The 20,802-nt window shown below is 72.1% G+C and carries 18 protein-coding genes and 1 tRNA gene; 3 read left to right on the forward strand and 16 right to left on the reverse strand.

Annotated elements, in window-relative coordinates:
- Positions 1–64: 64 nt before the first annotated feature.
- The 10 genes from AEQ27_RS07860 to AEQ27_RS07905 all read right to left on the reverse strand — a co-directional run bounded on the left by AEQ27_RS07860 (position 65) and on the right by AEQ27_RS07905 (position 11,824).
- A complete protein-coding gene (locus tag AEQ27_RS07860) occupies positions 65–655 on the reverse strand; it encodes an adenylyltransferase/cytidyltransferase family protein (RefSeq protein WP_255349755.1) in 591 nt (196 codons plus the stop codon).
- The gene (locus AEQ27_RS07865; protein ID WP_054146120.1) at positions 652–2,100 is read right to left on the reverse strand and encodes a hypothetical protein; all 1,449 of its coding nucleotides are present in this window, start codon (positions 2,098–2,100) and stop codon (positions 652–654) included. Before AEQ27_RS07865 ends, AEQ27_RS07860 begins: the two co-directional genes overlap by 4 nt.
- On the reverse strand, positions 2,097–2,894 hold the full coding sequence (locus AEQ27_RS07870; protein WP_235451015.1) for a CDP-alcohol phosphatidyltransferase family protein: 798 nt from the start codon (positions 2,892–2,894) through the stop codon (positions 2,097–2,099). The genes AEQ27_RS07865 and AEQ27_RS07870 overlap by 4 nt, the downstream gene beginning before the upstream one ends.
- Positions 2,891–4,153 (reverse strand): glycosyltransferase family 4 protein, encoded by a 1,263-nt coding sequence (locus AEQ27_RS07875; protein WP_054146121.1) that lies wholly within the window; start codon positions 4,151–4,153, stop codon positions 2,891–2,893. The genes AEQ27_RS07870 and AEQ27_RS07875 overlap by 4 nt, the downstream gene beginning before the upstream one ends.
- A 77-nt stretch (positions 4,154–4,230) precedes the next feature.
- Positions 4,231–5,991 (reverse strand): sugar transferase, encoded by a 1,761-nt coding sequence (locus AEQ27_RS07880; RefSeq protein WP_054146122.1) that lies wholly within the window; start codon positions 5,989–5,991, stop codon positions 4,231–4,233.
- Positions 5,992–6,496: 505 nt separating this feature from the next.
- A complete protein-coding gene (locus tag AEQ27_RS07885) occupies positions 6,497–7,510 on the reverse strand; it encodes a glycine betaine ABC transporter substrate-binding protein (protein WP_054146123.1) in 1,014 nt (337 codons plus the stop codon).
- Entirely contained in the window at positions 7,507–8,217 is a 711-nt protein-coding gene (locus AEQ27_RS07890; protein ID WP_054146196.1) for an ABC transporter permease, read from the reverse strand. Before AEQ27_RS07890 ends, AEQ27_RS07885 begins: the two co-directional genes overlap by 4 nt.
- Positions 8,218–8,291: 74 nt before the next feature.
- Positions 8,292–9,554 carry an ATP-binding cassette domain-containing protein gene (locus AEQ27_RS07895; RefSeq protein WP_054146124.1) on the reverse strand — a complete coding sequence of 421 codons (1,263 nt, stop codon included), beginning with the start codon at positions 9,552–9,554 and terminating at the stop codon, positions 8,292–8,294.
- Positions 9,541–10,191, reverse strand: a complete 651-nt coding sequence (locus AEQ27_RS07900) for an ABC transporter permease (protein ID WP_235451016.1) — start codon at positions 10,189–10,191, stop codon at positions 9,541–9,543. The genes AEQ27_RS07895 and AEQ27_RS07900 overlap by 14 nt, the downstream gene beginning before the upstream one ends.
- Positions 10,192–10,435: 244 nt before the next feature.
- Positions 10,436–11,824, reverse strand: coding sequence for an LLM class flavin-dependent oxidoreductase (locus AEQ27_RS07905; RefSeq protein ID WP_054146126.1), 1,389 nt, complete (start codon positions 11,822–11,824; stop codon positions 10,436–10,438).
- Between the two features lie 82 nt (positions 11,825–11,906).
- Here AEQ27_RS07905 and AEQ27_RS07910 point away from each other — a divergent pair, with 82 nt between their 5' ends.
- Positions 11,907–13,118 (forward strand): MFS transporter, encoded by a 1,212-nt coding sequence (locus AEQ27_RS07910; RefSeq protein ID WP_235451017.1) that lies wholly within the window; start codon positions 11,907–11,909, stop codon positions 13,116–13,118.
- On the opposite strand, the gene AEQ27_RS07915 is transcribed toward AEQ27_RS07910, so the two are convergent.
- Positions 13,119–14,576, reverse strand: coding sequence for an MFS transporter (locus AEQ27_RS07915; RefSeq protein WP_054146128.1), 1,458 nt, complete (start codon positions 14,574–14,576; stop codon positions 13,119–13,121).
- 81 nt (positions 14,577–14,657) lie between these two features.
- On the opposite strand from AEQ27_RS07915, the gene AEQ27_RS07920 reads away from it, so the two are divergent.
- Complete coding sequence (locus tag AEQ27_RS07920; protein WP_054146129.1) at positions 14,658–15,230, forward strand: TetR family transcriptional regulator; 573 nt, start codon at positions 14,658–14,660, stop codon at positions 15,228–15,230.
- An 89-nt stretch (positions 15,231–15,319) separates the two neighbouring features.
- On the opposite strand, the gene AEQ27_RS07925 is transcribed toward AEQ27_RS07920, so the two are convergent.
- From AEQ27_RS07925 to AEQ27_RS07945, 5 genes are all read right to left on the reverse strand, one after another.
- Positions 15,320–16,651 carry an NAD(P)/FAD-dependent oxidoreductase gene (locus AEQ27_RS07925; protein WP_054146130.1) on the reverse strand — a complete coding sequence of 444 codons (1,332 nt, stop codon included), beginning with the start codon at positions 16,649–16,651 and terminating at the stop codon, positions 15,320–15,322.
- Between the two features lie 113 nt (positions 16,652–16,764).
- Positions 16,765–17,052 carry a hypothetical protein gene (locus AEQ27_RS07930; RefSeq protein WP_054146131.1) on the reverse strand — a complete coding sequence of 96 codons (288 nt, stop codon included), beginning with the start codon at positions 17,050–17,052 and terminating at the stop codon, positions 16,765–16,767.
- A gap of 97 nt (positions 17,053–17,149) precedes the next feature.
- Positions 17,150–18,127 carry an aldo/keto reductase gene (locus AEQ27_RS07935; protein WP_054146132.1) on the reverse strand — a complete coding sequence of 326 codons (978 nt, stop codon included), beginning with the start codon at positions 18,125–18,127 and terminating at the stop codon, positions 17,150–17,152.
- 54 nt (positions 18,128–18,181) lie between these two features.
- Positions 18,182–19,099, reverse strand: a complete 918-nt coding sequence (locus tag AEQ27_RS07940; RefSeq protein ID WP_082383339.1) for an alpha/beta hydrolase fold domain-containing protein — start codon at positions 19,097–19,099, stop codon at positions 18,182–18,184.
- 153 nt (positions 19,100–19,252) lie between these two features.
- A tRNA-Leu gene (locus tag AEQ27_RS07945) sits at positions 19,253–19,337 on the reverse strand.
- A gap of 109 nt (positions 19,338–19,446) precedes the next feature.
- Here AEQ27_RS07945 and AEQ27_RS07950 point away from each other — a divergent pair.
- On the forward strand, positions 19,447–20,775 hold the full coding sequence (locus AEQ27_RS07950; RefSeq protein WP_054146134.1) for a M20/M25/M40 family metallo-hydrolase: 1,329 nt from the start codon (positions 19,447–19,449) through the stop codon (positions 20,773–20,775).
- Positions 20,776–20,802: the final 27 nt, after the last annotated feature.

Consider the following 20,802-nt stretch of genomic DNA (forward strand, 5'->3'; position numbering starts at 1 on the left):
GCTCGGGTGGTTCTCCCCAGCCGCACCCGTCGACGACGGTCGGTGCCGGGCTGGGGAGGACCGGTCAGCCCTGGAGCCGGACGGAGTCGCCGACGGTGACCGGTTCGGCGCCGTGGCCCGGTGCACCGGAGAGGGCCCGGAGCGCCCGGCGGAGGACCGTGCTGGACGTGCTCATCGTGTACGGGAAGTAGACGACCTCGACCCCGACCGCGGCGAACTCGCGTTCGAGTCGGAGGCCCTTCTCGGTGCCCCGCCAGTCGTCGCCCTTGAAGAACACGTCGAAGCGCAGCTCGCGCCAGACGTCCATCTTGTCGGGCACGGTCTCGGCGTGGACGCCGTCCACGACGTCGATGTGACGGACGATCTCGAGTCGTTCGGCGAGGGGGACGACGGGCGAGATCCCCTTCGTGACCTGGAGCATCTCGTCGGACACGACCCCGGCGATGAGGTGGTCGCACTGCGCGGACGCGTGCCGCAGCAGGTTCAGGTGGCCGATGTGGAACAGGTCGAAGGCACCGGCCGCGTAGCCGACCCGGCCCGCGCCTCCTCGTCCGTTCCCGACCTCGACGGGGTCGAGGGCGAGGTCGGTTGCGGGGGTGGGGATGACGTCCACGGGTGTGGTCCTCTCGTCGGGGTGCTGCTCGGATGCGGTCACGACAGGGCACCGGGCCGACGTCGGAGGCGGGGGAGGTCCTGGAGCGGACGCGACCCGCCCGCGTGGTCTACCAGGTCGGCGATGCTGAACGAGGGCGCGGGTTCCTCGACGGGGTGACGGACGTCGTCGTCGAGCCACGTGGCGCGCACCAGGACCCGACGCCACGGAGGCACGCCGGTCAGCACGACGCCCACGGGCCGGACGTCCAAGCTGAGCAGCTCGGCGCTCAGGCTCCGGAGGGACTCCACGGTCGTGACGCCGGAGCGGACGACGAGCAGCACGCCGTCGACCTCCTCGGTCACGCTGCGCAACGCGAGCGGGTGGGAGTCGCTCGAGGCCTGGACGACGGAGACGTCGTAGTCCTCCCGAAGAGCGGCGAAGAAGGCGTGGGTCCCGGAGCGGACCAGGTGACGGGACGACGCGACGACCCCGTCGGGCACCGGCACGCGGTCGTACCCGTGCCGATCGGCCTCGACCTCCTCGGGCACGGCACCGACGGGCACCGTCGACGGGCGCGAGAGGGTGCGGGTGTCGAAGTCGGACTGGACGAGGGCGCAGGTGGCGCCGAGCTCGACGACGGCGCGCGCGAGGCCGCCGTCGACGCCTACCGCCTCGCGGACGGAATCCGTCCGCGCCAACAGGAGCGTGGCGGGCAGCGCGCCACCGCGCAGTGCCCGCGTGTTCTGGACGACCTCGCGCAGGGCCGTGCGGGTCCGGGCGGACGAGACCCCGGTGACCGGATCGTCGCCGTGTCGGAGGGCCCCCGGGAGCTGTCCCACGACCGGAAGCCCCGTGATCCGGCGGACGTCCTCGACCGTGTCGACCGTCGGTCGGGCACGGGACAGGACGATCGCACCCGCGAGACCGACCGCCAGGCCGGCCAGGAGTCCCGAGAGGATCGTCAGAGCGAGGCCCGGTTCGTCGGGCGTCGACGGCACGGCCGCCGGGGAGGTCAGGTCGAGTGCGACGGTCTGACCGTCCGACCCGGCCTGCGACTCGACGCGGTCCACGACCGCCGAGAGGCTCTCGGCGACGTCGTCGGCCAACGAGGCCGCCCCGTCGGCCGTGCCGGCCGTCGTCTGCACGCGGAGGACGGCGGTGCCGCCCGGGTTGACCACCGAGACCCGTTCGGCGAGTTCGTCGACGGGGACGCCGAGGTCGGCCGCGACCGGCCCGAGGACCTCGGGGCTCGTGCCCAGCTCGGCGTAGGACGACACACGCTGCTGCGCGAACTGCCCGCGGGCCGCCAGGCCCGATCCCGGGGACTCGACGCGGACCAGGACGGTCGCCTCGGCGCGCCATCCCACCGGAGCGAGCTGCGACGCGCCGGCACCGGCGGCCACCCCGAGCAGGGCCGCCACGCCGACGAGCGCGGCGTGGCGTGACACGGCCCGACCGAGACCGCCGACGAGGGCACGTCGGGTCGGGGTGCCCTCGCGACTCACGGCCTCGACCCGATCGACGGGGGCGTCACGGACTTCAGCTCGCGGAACCATTTCGGCAAGGCGAGGACGAGATAGCCGGCGTTGGCGACGAGGAGGGCCAGGTAGACCACGGTGAACGCGGGCGGCCAGGCCAACAGGACGAACGCGAGGCACATCAGGCCGTAGTCCGTCGGGACGACCGCCAGGGAGTAGAGCAATCCCGTGCGTCGTCCCACGGGCGCGGCGACGCCGGTCCGGGCCGCCTCGGCGCGGCGGAGCTGGTCGGTCAGGACGATGGCGAAGAAGGCCACCGTCGCCACGACCTGGTAAACGAGCGGCGCGGCCAACAGGGCCTCGCGACCGTCCGGTTCACGCAACCACGACGCGAAGACGGCCAGGTGCAGCACCGCGATCTTGGTCGCGTCGATGACGTGGTCGAGCCATTCACCGGCGGGGCTGCCGCCACCGCGGAGGCGGGCGACCTGCCCGTCCGCCGAGTCGAGCGCGTATCCCACGACGAGGAGCAGGACGACGGCCAGGGCCGTGCCGATGCCGGACGGCGCGAGGGCGAGGACGGCGATGCCCGCGAAGGTGCACGCGGCACTCAATGCGGTGACCTGGTTCGGCGTCGCACCCAGCGTGTAGGCCACCGCGGCGGCCCAGCGACCGAGGCGGCGGTTGCCGAAGCGGGAGCACGCGGGCGCACCCGTCGACGGCTCCTGGGCCGACGCGAGGGCGGCGAGGGCGGGCCGCACGGCACGGGGCACGGCGGGGCCGGGCGAGGCCGCCTCGGCGGTCGTGGTGGTGTCGCTCACGAAGCCACCGCCAGCGAGTCGACGTCGGCCGTGTGCAGTTCGCGCGTGACGACGGCACCGATGCGGCGGCGCATGCGTTCCGGCGTGAACCGCTGCAGGTAGGCCTCGCGGGCGTTGCGCCCGGCGACGGCCAGGGTGGCGACGTCCATCGAGGCGAGGATCGTCGTCAGGCCGTCGACGTCGCGACGGTCGAAGAGCCAGCCCGGGCGGCCCTCGTCGACGACCTCCTCGGGACCGCCGGAGCGGCTGGCGATGACGGGACGCCCCTGGCTGAACGCCGCGAGCGTCACGAGTCCGAACCCCTCGAGGGTGTCGGTCGGCAGGATGACCGCGTCGGCGTCGCGCAGGTAGGGCGACGCGTCGTCGACCTCTCCCACGACGGTGACCGTCTCGGGCCGCGAGACGATTGCCGCGACGAGACCGGGCACGTCGACGGAGGAGCCGACGGCCGGGGGGCCGCCCAGGACGACGAGCTGGCCGGGGCAGCCCGCCGCGTTCCAGGCGGTGAGCAGAGTCGCGTGGCCCTTGTGGCCGGTCCATCGGCTCGCCCCCACGTACTGGGGCACACGACCCTCGGCTCGCTCGACCGCGGCGATCGACCGGTCCGAGACGCCGTTGTGGACCACGACGGCGCGCGAGTCCTCCGAGAGGCCGGACGAGTCGAGCACCGAGCGCGACACGGCGACCAGCGAGGTGCAGGCGCGGGCCATGGGACGGAGGCCACGACGGTCACCGTCGCTCCAGGGCTCCTGCAGGTGTCCCACTACGCGGCGGACACCCATGACCCGGGCGACGGGAGCGACGACGAGACAGGCACTCGTCGCGCAGTAGACGAGGTCGAAGTGGCGTCCCGACAAGCGGAGCGCCGTGCGAGCCGCGTCGCGGGCCAGGCGGACGAGTCCGAGCGGCCCGAGCCGGGTCCGGCGCAGGATCGGCAGGGGCGTCCGCTCGACGCGCGCCCCGAGCTCGCGCAGCCTCGGGCCCAGGGGCCCGACCGCGACGTCGGAGGGCAGCCAGACCGTGACGTCGAGGTCGTCGCGGGCAGCGAGCTCGCCGACCACCTCGAGGACGATCCGGTCCGAGCCGTACATCTCATCGGACGAGTGCACCAGCAGCACCCGGCTGCGACGCGATCCCCTCCGGCGGCGGGGGAGTTCGGGCAGGTCGACGCCCGGGCGGGCGTCCTCCCGCGTGGCCGGTGCGGCGGTCGCCGCCGGTGCGGACTCGCGGTCCCGGTAGTGCCTGATGTCGACGGACATGCTCTCTCCCCTGTCGTCGTGAGCGTGGTCCGGGCCCGTGAACGGCCCGTGGTGGTCTCGGATGCTGCTGGAGGGGCTCAATACGCTCCCCGGTGTTCGAAGAGCACGCGGACGGTGCGCCACATGATGACGAAGTCGACCGTCAGCGACCAGTTCTCGACGTAGTAGAGGTCGAGGCGGACGCTCTCCTCCCAGCTGAGGTCGCTGCGCCCGTTCACCTGCCACATGCCGGTGAGACCGGGCTTGATGTAGAGACGTCGGTGGACGTGGTCCTCGTACCCCTCGACCTCGCGCGGGAGGGGCGGGCGGGGGCCGACGACGCCCATCTCCCCCCGGACGATGTTCCACAGCTGGGGGAGCTCGTCGAGCGACCATCGGCGGAGGACACCGCCGACGCGGGTGACCCGGGGGTCGGACTTCATCTTGAAGAGCAGGCCGGCGCCCTCGTCGGCCTGCGTCAGGTCGGCGAGGCGGCTCTCGGCGTCGACCACCATCGACCGGAACTTCAACATCTCGAAGGTGCGCCCGTCCCGGCCGACCCGTCGCTGACGGAACAGCACCGGGCCCGGGCCGTCGAGACGCACCGCGAGGGCGACCACGGCGAACACCGGCGCGAGGACGACGAGGGCGGCGGACGCCAGCACCAGGTCGGACAGCCGCTTGAGGGCGTGCCTCGGGCCGTCGAACTGCGGCAGCTCGACGTGCATCAGGGGAAGACCCTCGACCGGACGGTAGTGGATGCGCGGCCCGGCGACGTTCGTCAGTCGCGAGGCGATGACGAGCTCCGTCGCGCGTCCTTCGAGCGACCATCCGAGGTCGCGGAGGTACTCGCGGCCACGACCGGGTTCGCCGGCGACGATCACGCTCTCGGCGCCCAGACGCCAGACGGCACGGGGGACCCCGTCGAGGTCGGCCACCACGGGGACGACACGGCCCCCGACGACGATGCCCCGCGGGTCGGCGTCCGGGACGGCGGCCCCGACGACGTCGTACACGGCACCGCTCGTCTTGTCGATGCGACGGACGACGTCGGCGATGTCGTCGCGCGATCCCACGATGACCGCCCTCGAGAGGTAGTGCCCCTTCGCACGTTGGCGCTCGAGCCAGCGCCGCATCGTCCACCGCCCGACGACCAGGCCGGCCCCGCCGACGGGCAACGCCACCAGGAAATAGCCCTCACCGCCGATGTGACCGACCGACGCGAACCCGATCGCTACGACGGCGAAGGCCCAGACGCTGGCCGTGAGGAGGCGCTTGTACTCGACGACGCCGCTGCCCACGACCGCGAGGTCGCGGGTGCGGTGCAGCGTCAGGCAGAGGGTCCAGACCAGCCCCACGACGACGGGCAGCACGGGCGAGCCGACCGACTCGAGGAGGGTGGTCGCGTCCGAGCCCCGACCGGCTGCGATGGCCCGCGCGGCGTCGACCGCGACGGCACCGACGATGCTCAGGGTCAGGACGACGGTGTCGACGAGGCGGAGGCGGCGCCGGTAGCGGCGGGCCCCCGCCGCGCCGGGCGCGGCGCGGGGGTCGCGGCCGGGGGGCGGGGGGCCCCTCCGCCTCGGTCGGGCCGAACGGGGGGTCGATCCGTCGGGGTGACGACGGTCCGACCAGGACTGCGCGGAGTTCGCTCTGCGTGCTGGACATCGGGTCTCGGGTTCGGGTAGGAGACGGCGCGCCCACGTCGGTGGTGACGACGGGGCGGTGGCGGGCGGGCGGGCCCGAATCGGGGTCGCTCGCCCCCCCCCGCGGCGCGCCCGGGCCCGGACGTCACGGGGGGGCGGGGCGGCCGCCGGGGCGGCGGCGGGCGCGCCGGGCAGCGGGTCTGCTCGGCGCACGATTCGGGTCGGTGCGGTGATGCGGGAGCAGATGCTCCCGGGGAGAGGGTCGGGTTTCTCGGTTCCTGGTGATTTCGGGTCGACCAGGAGGATGCTGTGACTCTAGTTCGGGGGGCACCCGACACAAGAGCCTATCAAGACCCCCCGTTCGGGGGCGGCCGTGTCCCCCCTGTTGCCGACACCCGAACGGGTGACTCCCGACCCCTGTCGTGTCACCCGTGCGGGGGTGACAAGGAGCCGTGAAACGCGCCGGCGCGGCGTGTCCCTTCGCGGGCAGGACGCAGAGACCACCGCGGTTTCGGCGAAATGCCTGGTCAGGCACCGGTACGCGCTCACGGATCGAAGCCCGACACGCCCACGTGGACGGCGTTCACCATCCCGACAGGTGTCGTTCATCTCGCCTCGTCCCCGTCCTGGCGGTCACCGATGGGGTACAGACGGAGAACGCCCCCCGACCGATCGGTCGAGGGGCGCATCACCCGTCACAATCACCCTCGTCCGCGTGTCACGGACGGGTGACGAATCCCTGCTCGACCATCCAGTCAAAGGCCACGTCGGCCGGCTCCTCGCCCTCGACGTCGACCGCCAGGTTGAGGCGGCGCATCTCGGTGTCGGTGAGGGCTGGCGAGATCTCGTCGTACACCTCGGCCAGCTGGGGGTACTCCTCGAGCGTGGCCGTCGAGAGCACCGGTGCCGCGTTGTAGGCGGGGAAGAACCCACGGTCGTCCTCTAGCACGTCGAGGTCGAGAGAGTCGATCCGACCGTCGGTCGTGAACACCTCGCCGAAGTTGCAGCTGCCCCGGTCGGTCGCGGTGTACACCGTGCCCGTGTCGAGGATGCTGACGTTGCTCGTCGGCACGCCGTCCGCGGCCCCGAGTTCGAGCCCGTAGGCGGCGAGCATCGGGGCGAAGCCGTCGGCCCGCGAGTTGAACTCGGCCTCGACGCAGAAGGTGCGCTGGTCGACGGGCAGGTCGGCGATCTGCGAGAGCGACGTGATGTCGCCCAGCTCGGGCACGGCCTCCGCCCGGACGGCCATGGCGTAGGTGTTGTTGAGGGGCGCCGGCTCGAGCCAGGTCAGTCCGTTGTCGGCGTCCGCGTCGCGGACGGCCTCGTACTGCTCTTGCTGGTCGGGGATGCCCTCGGCCTCGGCGAGGTAGGTCAGCCAGGCGGTGCCGGTGTACTCGTAGGTCATGTCGGCCGTGCCGTCGAGCATCAGCTGTCGTACCGCCACCGACCCCGGCACGTTCGTCATGTCGGTCACCTCGAAGCCCGCGGCCTGGGCGGCGAGCACCGCGATCTTGCCGAGGATCAGCTGCTCGGTGAAGTTCTTCGCCGTCACGGTGATGGCCGCGTCGTCGGGCAGCCCTTCGATGGCTCGGATCGAGCCTGGTGCCACCGCGGGCACGAACGCTGTCGCCGGTTGCAGGCCGCATCCGGTCAGCGCGACCGTCGCCGCGGCGACGACAACGAGGGACGAGGAGGCGCGGCGCAGCTGGCGGGGGAGGCGGGAGGTGGTCATGCGCGGAGTCCCTTCGGACGGGCGACGTACTCGACGACACGACCCAGCCAGTCGATCATGAGGGCGAGCAGGGCGATGAGCAGAGCCCCGGAGACGAGGACCCGGGGCAGGAAGAGGTTGACCCCGGTGGTGATGAGAAGGCCCAGGCCGCCGGCGCCGATGAACGTGGCCAGGGCCGCCGACCCGACGAGCAGCACGAGGGCCGTGCGGATGCCCGAGAGCATCACGGGGACGGCCAGCGGAAGCTCGACCTTGAGCAGGACCGACGACGCGCTCATGCCCATGCCTCGACCGGCTTCGACGAGGCGGGCGTCGACGCTCTGGAGGCCGATCATGGTGTTGCGCAGCACCGGCAGCACCGCGTACAGCACGAGCGCGACGACGGCCGCCCAGAAGGTGAAGCCGAGCCAGAACGCGAGCAGCACGATCAGACCGATGGCCGGTGCGGCCTGCCCGAAGTTCGCGACGACCAGCACGGGGCCGCTGATGCGGACGAACGGGCGCCGGGTGAGCAGCACCCCGAGGGGGATGGCCAGCACGAGCACGATCGCCGCCGACACGAACGTCAGGGCGAGGTGCTCGCCCGTGTAGGCCAGCAGGTCGGAGGGGTTGAGGGTGGTGCGTTCGGCCGTCGTCAGGTCGGCCGTGGTCAGCCAGACGACGAACGCCGCGAACACGGCGAGCACGGCCACGGGTTGCACGAGCAGTCCGAGCCACGCCGGGCGGGGCCCGCGCCGACCGGACGAGCGCCCGTCGACCGAGGCCGGAGCGGCCGAGGCGGTCACGCCGCGTCCTCGTCGTCCGCGGGGGCCCCCGGCACGACGTCGAAGGAGCCCGTGTTGGTACCCACCGGCGCGTCGTGCTGGGCCTCCGCCGCCGACGCGCGCGCGCGGGTGATGGCCTCCATCACGACCTCGACCGTGATGACGCCGATGAAGGCGTCGCGTCGGCCCGTGACGAGCGCGGCACCCGCACTCGAGACCAGCATGGTGTCGAGTGCGTCGTTCAGCGTGGCACCGCTGCCGATGACGGGCAGGTCGGCGTCGGGTGTCGAGCCCAGCACGCCGAGACGGCCGAGCTGTCGGCGCGAGGGCCACGCGACGGGTCGTTCCCGATCGTCGACGACGACCGCGTGACCGTGGCCGGCCGCCTCGACCCGGGCGAGGACGTCGGCGGCGGATTCGCCCGAGCGGGCGACGACGGCCTCGGCGAGGTCGACGTCGCGCACGCGCGTCAACGTCAGCTGCTTGAGGCCGGCGCCCGACCCGATGAAGTTCTCGACGAACTCGTTCGCCGGTTCGGCGAGGATGCGTTCGGGGGTGTCGTACTGGACGATGTGCGCGCCCTCGGAGAAGATGACGATCCAGTCGCCCAGCTTGACGGCCTCGTCGAAGTCGTGGGTGACGATGACGATGGTCTTCTGCAGCTCGTGCTGGATGTTGATCAGCTCGTCTTGCAGGCGCTGGCGGGTGATCGGGTCGACGGCACCGAAGGGCTCGTCCATCAGCAGCACGGGCGGGTCGGCCGCGAGTGCGCGAGCGACTCCGACGCGCTGTTGCTGACCGCCGGAGAGCTCGCGCGGGTACCGGTCGCGGTACGTGGCCGGATCGAGCGACACGAGTTCGAGCAGCTCGTCGACGCGGGCCGCGATGCGCTCCTTCGACCAGCCGAGCATCTTCGGCACGATGGCGATGTTCGCCGCGACGCTCATGTGCGGGAACAGGCCGCCGGCCTGGATCACGTAGCCGATGCGACGGCGCAGCTCGTCGCCGTCGATGGAGGTGACGTCGTCGTCGCCCAGGACGATGCGCCCCTCGGAGGGCTCGATCAGCCGGTTGATCATCTTCAGCGTCGTGGTCTTGCCGCAACCCGAGGGCCCGACGAGCATGACGATCTTCCCGGCGGGGATCTCGAGGGTGATGCCGTCCACGGCCGGCTTCGCCTGGCCGGGGTACCGCTTCGTGACCTGGTCGAGGGTGATGCTGCGACCCGAGACCTCGTCCGAGGGGGACGAGGAGGCGCGGGTGGGGTCAGTTCTGGACACGGATGCCTCTCGAGACGGTCAGGCGGCCGAGGCCGACGAGGAGGAGGTCGAGGACGAGGGCGAGCAGGACGACGCCCACCACGCCCGTGACCACGGAGGCGAGCGCGTTCGCCCCGCCGAGTCGGGACAGGCCCGAGAAGATGAAGCCGCCGAGGCCGGGCCCCAGCGCGTAGGCCGCCACCGCGGCGATGCCCATGACCATCTGCGCGCTCACGCGGATGCCCGTGAGGATGATCGGCCACGCGAGGGGCATCTGAACGGTCGCGAGGGTGCGGAACCGGCCCATGCCGATGCCCCGCGCCGACTCGACGATGGAGCCGTCGACCTCGTGGAGTCCGACGACGGCGTTGCGCAGGATCGGCAGGGCGGCGAAGAACGTCACGACGATGACCGACGGTGCGACGCCGAAGCCCGCGAAGGGGATCAGGAGGCCGACGAGCGCGAACGACGGGAGGGTCAGCCCGACGGCGGAGACGCCGTTCGCCAGGGCGTAGAGCCTGGGGCTGCGGTGCACGAGGGCGGCGAGGCCGACCGAGATGAGCACGGCCAGGACGAGGCACTGCACCACGAGGGACAGGTGCTGCCAGGAGGCGAACCAGATCTGGCTCCACCGGTCCACCACGAAATCCCACGCCACGCAGACCATCTCCCCATCACCGGCAACGACCATCGATCCGAACGGTCGCTCCTCGGAGGGCGACCGGCGTCCACACTAACCACGGCCCCGGCACCGCGTCATGTCGTCGACCACCCCCCACGGGACCCCGCAGCTGACCACCGTTATCCGAACGAGCCCCGAAAAGAGCAGATGAGGACGGCGTGTCGGCTTCCACCGGCACGCCGTTGTAACGATCCTCAGATTCTCGCCTCGAGGTCCTCCCTCAGGTCGCCGACAACCCGGTCGAGACCTTGTACCGCGCGCCGTGGTGCTCGTCCGGCAGCCGGTCCCCGCGCCCGAACAGCTTCTGCCGCAGGGTGCCCGGTTCGTACTCGGTGGGGTAGACGCCCCGGGCCTGGAGCACGGGGATCACGTGCTCGACGACGTCCTCGAACGTGCCGGGCGTGATCGCGTAGGCCAGGTTGAAGCCGTCCACGTCGGTCTCGTCGACCCACTCCTGCAACTGGTCCGCGATCTCCTCGCCGGACCCGACGATGCGGGGCCCGAGACCGCCGATCCCCGCCGCTTCGGCGATGTCGCGGATCGTCCACTCCTTGCCCGTGTCGCCCTCCTGCGCCTGGAAGTTCGCGAGTGCCGACTGGATGGCGTTGCTCTCGACGTCACCCACGGGGTCGTCGAGCGAGTAGGTCGACAGGTCGACGCCCATCCAGCCCGACATCAGCGTCAAGGCTCCCTCGTGCGAGGCGTAACGCCGGTACTCGTCGTGCTTGGCCCGGGCCGCCTCGGGGGTGGCGTCGGTGATGATTGTCAGCAACGTGTAGATGCGCGCCGAGTACCGGTCCCGACCCGCGGCCTCGAGGGCGTCCCGGATCTTCCCGACCGTCGCGGCCAGGCGTTCCTTGGTCGGGGCGGCCACGAAGATCGACTCGGCGTTGCCGGCGGCGAAGCGGATGCCCCGCGGCGAGGCACCGGCCTGGTAGATCACGGGCGTGCGTTGTGGGCTGGGCTCGGCGATGTGGATGCCGGGCACCTTGTAGTACGTGCCGTCGTGGCCGATCTCGTGGACCTTCGTCGGGTCCGTGAAGACGCCCGACTCACGATCGCGCACGACGGCGTCGTCCTCCCACGACCCCTCCCACAACTTGTAGAGGACCTCGAGGTACTCGTCCGCCTGGTCGTAGCGGGTGTCGTGGTCGAGCTGGTCGTCGGCCCCCATGTTGCGGGCGGCGCTCGGCAGGTAGCCGGTGACGACGTTCCAGCCGACCCGCCCCTCGGTCAGGTGGTCGAGCGTGGACATGCGCCGCGCGAACGGGTAGGGGTGCTCGTAGGCCGTACCGGCCGTGATGCCGAAGCCGAGGTGCTCGGTCGCGGCGGCCATGGCCGAGACGAGCAGGACCGGGTCGCCGACCGGTGTCTGGGTGCCGTTGCGCAGGGCCGCGTCGTGGTTGCCGCCGTAGACGTCGTAGGTGCCCAGCACGTCGGCGATGAAGAGGCCGTCGAAGACGCCCTTCTCGAGGAGGCGCGCGAGGGAGGTCCAGTAGCTCAGCTTCGTGTAGTCGGCCGAGCGGTCGTCGGGGTGCCGCCAGAGACCGGGGGACTGGTGCCCCACGCAGTTCATGTCGAAGGCGTTGAACCGGATTCGTCGAGTCATGAGGCCATCCTCACGACCCGGGCTCGTGCTGTCGTCCGTGCTGACACACGACGTCACACTCCACGCCCCGTAGCCTGTGTCGGTGCTCCCGTTCCGCCCCCGCGTCGCCGACGTCGACCGCCCCCGTCTCACCCGCGACGTCTACGTCCTCGGCGTGATCGCCTTTTTCGTCATGGTCGGCTTCGGCGTGGTCGTCCCCGTCCTGCCGGTCTACGCCCGCAGCTTCGGCGTCGACCACGCCCTGGTGGGCGCCGTCCTCTCGGCCTTCGCCCTCATGCGCCTCGTGGCGAGCCCGTTCGTGGGACGACTCATCGACCTGATGGGCGAGCGGGTCGTGCTCTCAGTGGGTATCGGCATCGTGGCGCTCTCGAGCGGGCTCGCCGGGCTCGCCCAGACCTACCCGCAGCTGCTGCTGCTCCGGGGTGCGGGCGGCATCGGCTCGGCCATGTTCAGCATCGCGGCGATGACGCTGCTGCTCGGCGCGACCGACCCGTCGCTCCGGGCCCGGGCCGTCGGCTTCTACCAGGGCGGGTTCCTCGTCGGCGGCATGGCGGGTCCGGCACTCGGCGGACTCCTCGCCCCGATCTCCTTGACGGCGCCGTTCTTCTTCTATGCGGGCACGCTCGCCGTGGCCGGCCTGGTGGGCGTCGTGCTGTTGCGCCGGGCACCGCAGCACTCCTCGACGACCGTCACCGCGCCTCCGGTGCCCCTCGGGGTCGTGCTACGAGACGTGCGGTTCCGGACCGCGTGCGTCGCCAACTTCGCGCAGGGTTGGTCCTCACTGGGGGTGCGCAGCGCCCTCGTCCCCGTCCTCGTGGTCGAGGTCCTGCGCGGACCGACGGCGTGGACGGGCCTGCTCTTCGCCGCGTCGGCGGTGGCCCAGACCATCGCGCTGGCACCGGCCGCGCGCTTCGTCGACACGGTCGGCCGTCGACCGGCCGTGATCGGTGCGTTCGCGGTGGCCGCCGTGACCCTGTTCGCGGTGTCCCTCGCTCCGGACGTCTGGACCCTCGGCGCCCTGCTCTGCGTCTACGGCGTGGCGACGGCGTTCATGGGCACCGCGCCGGCGGCGCTGGTGGGCGATGCCGCGGGCGCCCGGGGCGGTCGTCCGGGCGCGGTCTTCTCGCTGTGCTCCGACGTCGGGGCGATCGCCCGGCCGCTCGTCGCCCGGCTGCTGGTCGACCCGGCCTCGTACCCCGCGGCGTTCGGCGTGGCGGCCGTCGTGCTGGCGGTGGCCGCCGGGGCGGCGGTGCGTCTGCCCCGGCCCCCCGCCGCCACGCCGACCCCCGCCTGATCAGCCGAGGTGCACGGGCGCCTCGGTGGGCAGCAGGTCCTCCTTGCGGCCGCGGATCAGGAAGAACGAGATCGGCGCCGCGAGCAGCATGGCGATCGCGGCGGCCAGGAACGCCACCGAGTAGCCGTCCACCAGCGCACCGAGCGGCCCGCCCACCGTCGATGTCGAGGACGCGACGGCCCCGGCGTAGAGGTTCGTGAACACGGCGAGACCGATCGATCCTCCGATCTGCATCATGGCGTTCGAGGTCGCGCTGGCGGCACCGGCGTCGTGCGGCGCGACCCGGCTGAGCGCCAGGTTCTGCATGGGCACGAAGACCCCGGCGAGGCCGACGCCCATGACGAGCAGGGCGGGCAGCACCCGCACCGCGTACGAGCCGTCGGCCGTGATCTGCGTGGCGAGCCAGAGCAGCCCCGCCCCGGCGACGAGCGGCCCGACGATCATCATCGGGCGAGGGCCGACGACCGGCAGCAGCTTGGTCAGCAGGGGAGCGCAGACCATGATGACGAGCGTCATCGGCAGGCTGGCGAGCCCCGCCTCGAGCGGACCGAAGCCGAGCACGATCTGCAGGTGGAAGGTCAGGTAGAGCAGGGCGCCGATCATGACGCTCCCGACGATCAACTGCACCAGGAAGGCCCCGCCCCGGACGCGGTCGGCGAGGACACGCATCGGCAGCAGCGGGTGGTCGCTCCGCCGCTCGACGACGACGAAGAGGGCGAGCAGGCCGGCCCCCAGGGCGATGAACCCGATGACGAGGGCCGACCCCCAGCCGTCCTCGGCCCGGGTGAAGCCGTAGACGAGGCTCGCGAGGCCGGCGGCGACGACGATCGTCCCGACGACGTCGAGGCGGTTGCGCCCCCCGGCCCGGCTCACGCTCCCCACGAAGGCGGCGGCGCCGATGGCGACGAGCACGATGGGCACGTTGACGAGCAGGCACCAGCGCCAGCTGACGAACTCGGTCAGCACCCCGCCGAGCACGAGTCCGACAGCGGCACCCGCGCCCGAGATGGCGCCGAAGACGGCGAAGGCGGTGTTCCGGTCACGGCCCGACGCGAAGGTCGTGGTGAGCACGGCGAGGGCCGCGGGGGCGAGCAAGGCGGCGAACACGCCCTGGAGCCCGCGGGCGAGGATCAGCTCGCCCCCGGTTTGCACGAGGCCGCCGAACGCCGAGGCGGCCCCGAAGCCGACCATGCCGACGATGAAGGTGCGCTTGCGGCCCCAGAAGTCGGCGATGCGACCGCCGAGCAGCAGCAGGGCGCCGAAGGCGAGCGCGTAGGCCGTGACGACCCACTGACGGTTCTCGTCGCTGAGGCCGAGGTCGGCCTGGGCGTCGGGCAGGGCGATGTTGACGATGGTGCCGTCGAGGACGACGACGAGTTGCGCGAGGGCGACGATGACGAGCACCCACCAGCGGCGCGACGAGCGCGTCTCGGTGGGAGCGGGGGCGACGGTGGTCACTGCGGTACCTGTTTCTCTGAGGGGACGACAGATCACCCTACCTACTAGTTGGTTGGTCCGTGGGTCGGCTACGGTGATCCGATGCGAACCGATGCCGCCGAGACCCGTCGAGCCATCCTCGAGGCCGCCACCGCGGAGTTCTCGCGACACGGGCTGGCCGGGTCGCGTGTGGACCGCATCGCGGCCGAGGCCGGCTGCAGCAAGGAGCGCCTCTACGCGAACTTCGGCGACAAGCGGTCGCTCTTCACGACCGTCCTGAACGGCACCTTCGAGACGATGGGTGACGCGGCCTCGCGCCCCGCCGTGAGCATCGAGGAGTTCGCCCTCGCCGTCTTCGACCACATGCAGGCCCACCCCGACCACAGCCGGCTGATCGCCTGGGCCCGACTCGAGGGCGAGCACGACTGGGAGGCCTCGGTCCCCACCCTGCGCGCTGTCCAGGACGCCGCCCTGTCGCAGCTCGACCGCCTGCGCGACGACCCGGCCGTGACGGTGTCCTGGAGCAGCGACGACATCTTCGCCCTCGTCATGTCACTCGCCCGCGCCTGGCAGAACCTGCCCGGTCTCGGCGAGGCGCACCCCGGTGTGGTCCTCGACCCCGCCCTGCAGCGCGAGATCGTGCGCGAGGCCGTGCGGCGCCTCACCACCGCCTGAGACGGACCCGGGGCACCCGACCGGACCGACGACGAAGGAGGCGCGCCCCGGTCACCCGGGACGCGCCTCCTTCACACGGTCGGTCGCGTCTACTTCTTCGCGTCGACCTTCGGGGTGACCTTGAGGAAGCCCGCGCGCGGGTCGCCGAGGCCGACCAGCGGAGTCGTGTCGCGGCCGCCGACGAAGTTCGTCACCCAGCCGGACAGGATGCGGAACTTGCGGTTGAGCGTCGGCATCGCGTACAGGTGGTAGCCGCGGTGGGCCATCCAGGCCGGCACGTTCTTGAGCTGCAGGCCGAACATGCTCGCCGCGCCCTTGCCGATGCCGTAGCTCGCCACGGTGCCGAGCGACTCGTGGCGGTACTCCTTGACGGGCTCGCCCGAGAGGGTGGCGATGACGTTGTCGGCCACGGTGACCGCCTGGCGCACGGCGTTCTGCGCGTTCGGCGGGTAGTACGCGGGCTGCTTCTCGGCCAGGAGGTCGGGAACCTGCGCGCCGTCGCCGAGGGCCCAGACGCCGTCGAGCTTCTGGCCGTCCTCGGTCTGGACCTGCAGCGTCGCGCTGACGTTGACGTGCCCCTTGGGGCCGAGGGGCAGACCCATGTCGCCCAGGACCGGGTTCGGCTTGACGCCGGCCGTCCAGACGATCGTGCCCGCGGGGATGGTCTCGCCATCGCTCAGCACGACGTCGCCGTCGATGCACGAGGGCATCGTCGTCTTGAGGCGGATGTCGATGCCGCGACCGCGCAGCTGGCCGAGGGTCCACTTCGAGAGCTCGGGGCCGACCTCGGGGGCGACGCGGTCGAGGGCCTCGACCAGCACGAAGCGCAGTTCGTCGCGCGACAGGTTCGGGAACGTGTCGACGGCCGAGTTCGCGGCGTCGGACAGCTCGGCGAGGGCCTCGACGCCGGTGTAGCCGCCACCGACGAAGACGACGGTCAGGAGCTTGCGACGGACGGCGGGGTCCTTGACGCTGGCCGCCTCGGCGATGTTGCCGAGGATGCGGTCACGCACGTACTGCGCCTCTTCGACGCTCTTGAAGCCGACGCCGTTCTCGGCGAGTCCCGGGGTCGGGAAGGTGCGGGTGACCGCACCGAGGGCGACGACCAGCTGGTCGTAGGCGATGTCGCTCGACTCGCCGTCCGCACTGGTGACGGTGACCTTCTTGGCCTCGCTGTCGAGCCCGGTGACGGACGCCTCGACGACCTTCGTGCGCTTGAGCGTCTTGCGCAGCGGCACGGTGACGTCGCGCGCGGCGATGTGGCCACCGGCGACCTCGGGCAAGAACGGCTGGTAGGTGAAGTACGGGGCCTGGTCGACGAGGGTGATGCTCGCCGCCTGGGGTGGGTGTCGCTTCTGCAGTTCGAGTGCAGTGGTGAGCCCGGCGGAACCGCCGCCGAGAATTACGATTCGCTTGGTCATGTATGTGTTCCTCCCTCAGACGACCGTACCCCCGGGGCCGGTCGACGGGACGCCACGCGCCGAACGGCCCGGCACCCGCGGGGGGCCGGGCCGGGCGCCGGTGGACGGTGGGGTCAGCGGCCGCCGTCGACGTCGCTCTGCGTGAACGACCCGTCGGGCTCGCCGTCGTGGGGTCCGCCGTCCGCCGCGGGCTCGTCCGGCACCTGGGCGTCGACGTACGAGCCGTCTCCCTCGCTCGTGCCGGCCTCCTCGGTGTAGGTGCCGTCGGCCTCGCCGTCGTGCGGCCCGCGGGTGCGGGCACCGCCCTCGAGGTCGTCGTCCACGTACGAGCCGTCCTCACCGGAGGTGGGTCCGCCCGTGCTCGACCGGTCGTGCTCGTGGTTGTTGACGTCGCTGCCCATGGGTGCTGCCTTTCGTCGAGGTCGGCCGGCGTCCTCGCCGTCCGTGCCGCTCACCCTAGACCGGCGCCGCCACGGTCGACCGGGCGGAGCGATCCCGTCAGAACCCCTCGTTCTCGCGCGTCACGTAGGGCGACTCGAGCGCGTCCAGCTCGTCGTCGGTGAGCCACAGGTCGACCGAGGCCACGGCGTCGTCGAGGTGCTGCATCTTCGTGGCGCCGACGATGGGCGACGTGACCGCGTCCTGCTGCCGCACCCAGGCCAACGCGACCTGCGCGCGCGAGACGCCCCGCGCCTCCGCGACGTCGGCGACGGCCTGCGCGACGGCCCGGTCGCCGTCCTCGCGTTGCTTGTAGAGCGTCTGACCGAAGCGGTCGGTCTCGGTCCGGGCCGTGGTGGCGTCCCAGTCGCGGGTCAGCTTCCCGCGGGCCAGGGGCGACCAGGGCAGCACGCCCACGCCCTGGTCGAGGCAGTAGGGGTGCATCTCACGTTCTTCCTCTCGCTGGATCAGGCTGTACTGGTCCTGCATCGAGACGAAGCGCGTCCAGCCGCCGAGGTCGGCCGCGTGCTGCATCGTGGCGAACTGCCATGCCCACATGCTCGAGGCACCGATGTAGCGGGCCTTCCCGGCCTTGACGACGTCGTGCAGCGCCTCCATCGTCTCCTCCACCGGCACCTCGGGGTCGAAGCGGTGGATCTGGTACAGGTCGACGTAGTCGGTGCCGAGTCGGCGCAGGCTGTCGTCAATCGCGCTCATCACGTGGCCACGGCCGAGCCCGGCGCCGTTCGGGCCGGGACGCATGCGGCCGTGCACCTTGGTCGCCAGCACGCCCTCCTCGCGGGTGGCGAAGTCGCGCAGCGCCCGGCCGACGATCTCCTCGCTGGTGCCGTCCGAGTAGACGTCGGCGGTGTCGAAGGTCGTGATGCCGAGCTCGAGCGCTCGAGCAATGAACGGGCGGCTCTCGTCCTCGGGCAGGCTCCACTCGTGCGTGCCTCGGTCGGGCACGCCGTAGCTCATGCAGCCGAGGGTCACCGCCGAGACGGTCAGACCGCTCGTGCCCAGTCGTGCGTACTCCATGTGTGATCCCTCTCGTCGTGGGGCGGGGCACCGGCGGCCGCGCCGCCCGCGGCCTTACGCGCGGGGCGGCGCGGCCCGACCCCCGATCGACGCGTCGCCGCGGACGACCGAGGCGGCGTGACGGCGCGCACGCCGCGCCCCCGGGGTCCAGGGCGCGCCGCCGAGGACGGGGAGCGCCCCGCGGTACAGCCGCAGCTCGGCGCGTCCAGCCGCAGCGGTCACGCCGCGGACCAGCCGCTTCACGTCGGGCGTGAGCAGGTCGCGGTCGCCGGCGTAGGCGGACACGGGCGGCAGACCCGAGAGATCACCCCGCACCGGGCTGACCTCGGGCGAGGCCGGGTCGCGGTCACCGGCCCACCACCGCCCCGCGGCGACGAGGCCGTCGCGCCCCAGCATGGGGTCGAGCGGTGCGACCTCGTGGACCGCGGGGGAGTCGAGCAGGGCGTCCACCCACGGCGAGAAGAGCACGAGGGCGTCCGGCACGGGCCGACCGGCGTCGCGTTCCCGCATCGCCGCGACGAGGGCGAGCGCCCCGCCCGCCGAGTCACCGGCCACGACGACCCGGGACGGGGAGGCGCGGCGCACGTCCTCGAGGACGGCGTCCAGCAGCGGCAGCGCCTCGTCCACGTCGTGGGCCGGGGCGAGCCCGTAGAGCGGCACCGTCACGACGGCCCCGGAGGCGCGGACGAGTCGGGCGAGGAGATTCCAGTGCATGGTCAGGACGGGGTGGACGTAGGCGCCACCGTGGAGGTAGACGACGTGGCCGCCGCTCGGGGCCCGACGCGGCCGGAGGGTGACGACGCGGACCTCGCCGACCCGCGCCTCCTCGACGGTCGCGACCCGGCGCACCGCCCGCGAGACCGGGGCCGCGGAGCCCTGACGGGCGATGGAGCGGACGAGGGAGTCCTCGGTCTCGGTCGAGCGGGTACGGAAGCGCAGCAGGACACGCGTGGCGGCCATCGTAAGCGACATGTCACGACCCTACGCACACGCTCCCGGAGGGTGCGAGGCCGGAAACCAAGGAAGGCCCGGACACCTGGGGTGTTCGGGCCTTCCGTCGCTTGCGAACAAGCATCTGTCTCAACACAGACCTGGTGAAACATCTTTCGAAGAGGATGTCTCGAGTGTCCGAGGGGGGACTTGAACCCCCACGCCCTATACGGGCACTAGCACCTCAAGCTAGCGCGTCTGCCATTTCCGCCACCCGGACTGGATGGTGCCGACCGAAGCCGACACGAAAGATTAGCACGGCTCGGGGGGCCCTCGTGCCCACCGCCACGTCCGTCGGTGCGAGGGGCACGGCAGGTAGCGTGGGACGCATGACGACGACCCCCACGAGCACCGGCCCGACCGAGTCCGAACTCGACGAGACGGCCCGCATCGCCCGCGACCCCATCCGGTTCGACACGTCGAACTACGGCGGTGGGGGGTCGAACGGAGAAGCCGACGCGGCCGAATACGTCGAGGCGGCCCTCCGCGAGCTCGGCCTCGAGCCGCAGCTGTTCGAATCCGAACCCGGCCGGGTCAGCGTGGTCGCCCGGGTCGAGGGAGCCGAGCCGGCGAAGCCCGGCCTGGTGGTGCACGGCCACCTCGACGTCGTGCCGGCCGACCCGGCGAACTGGTCGGTCGATCCGTTCGGCGGGGTCGTCCAGGACGGCATGCTCTGGGGGCGCGGGGCCGTCGACATGAAGAACATGGACGCCATGATGTTGACGGCCGGGGGCGACATCCTGCGGGCGGGCGGACGACCGGCCCGCGACCTGGTGCTGGGGTTCCTCGCCGACGAGGAGGCCGGGGGAGTCCTCGGCTCGCACTTCCTCGTCAAGGAGCACCCCGGGTTGTTCGACGGCGCCACCGAGGCGATCAGCGAGGTCGGCGGCTACTCGACCTTCATCGACGGACGCCGTTCGTACCTGCTGCAGACGGGCGAGAAGGCCCTGATCTGGGTCAAGCTCACGGCCCGGGGCACCGCCGGCCACGGCTCCCAGATGATCGAGGCCAACGCCGTGACGCGCCTGGCCGAGGCCGTGGCCGTCCTCGGCCGCCAGCAGTGGCCGATCGTGTTGACGGACACGACGACCGCTCTCCTGGGCGAGGTGGCACGCATCCTCGACGTCGACGTGCACGAGGTCGCCCCCGACGAACTGGTCCTGCGCACCGGCACCGCCAAGGGCTTCATCCGCGGGTCGCTGCGAACGACGACCAACCCCACGATGCTGACGGCCGGCTACAAGCACAACGTCGTGCCCGACACGGCCGAGGCCCTGGTCGACATCCGATGCATGCCGGGGCAAGAACAGGCCGTGCTGGCCGAGGTCCAGTCGCTGATCGGCGACGACGTCGAGATCGAGACGATGCACACCGACATCGGGCTCGAGACGCCGTTCTCGGGCCCGCTGGTCGACGCGATCACCGCCACCCTCGACCGCCACGACCCGGGGGCACCCGTCCTGCCGTACCTCCTCTCGGGCGGCACCGACAACAAGGCCCTCAGCCTCCTCGGCATCGCCGGCTACGGCTTCGCCCCGCTCCGGCTCGACGAGGGCATGGACTTCCCGGCCATGTTCCACGGCGTCGACGAACGGGTGCCGCTCGACGCACTATCCTTTGGCAGTCGCGTCCTGCGGGACTTGTTGTCGACGTACTAGCAACCCCCGCACCAGAAGGGTCACCCG

It is taken from the genome of Frigoribacterium sp. RIT-PI-h (genome assembly GCF_001297205.1).
Classification (GTDB): domain Bacteria; phylum Actinomycetota; class Actinomycetes; order Actinomycetales; family Microbacteriaceae; genus Frigoribacterium.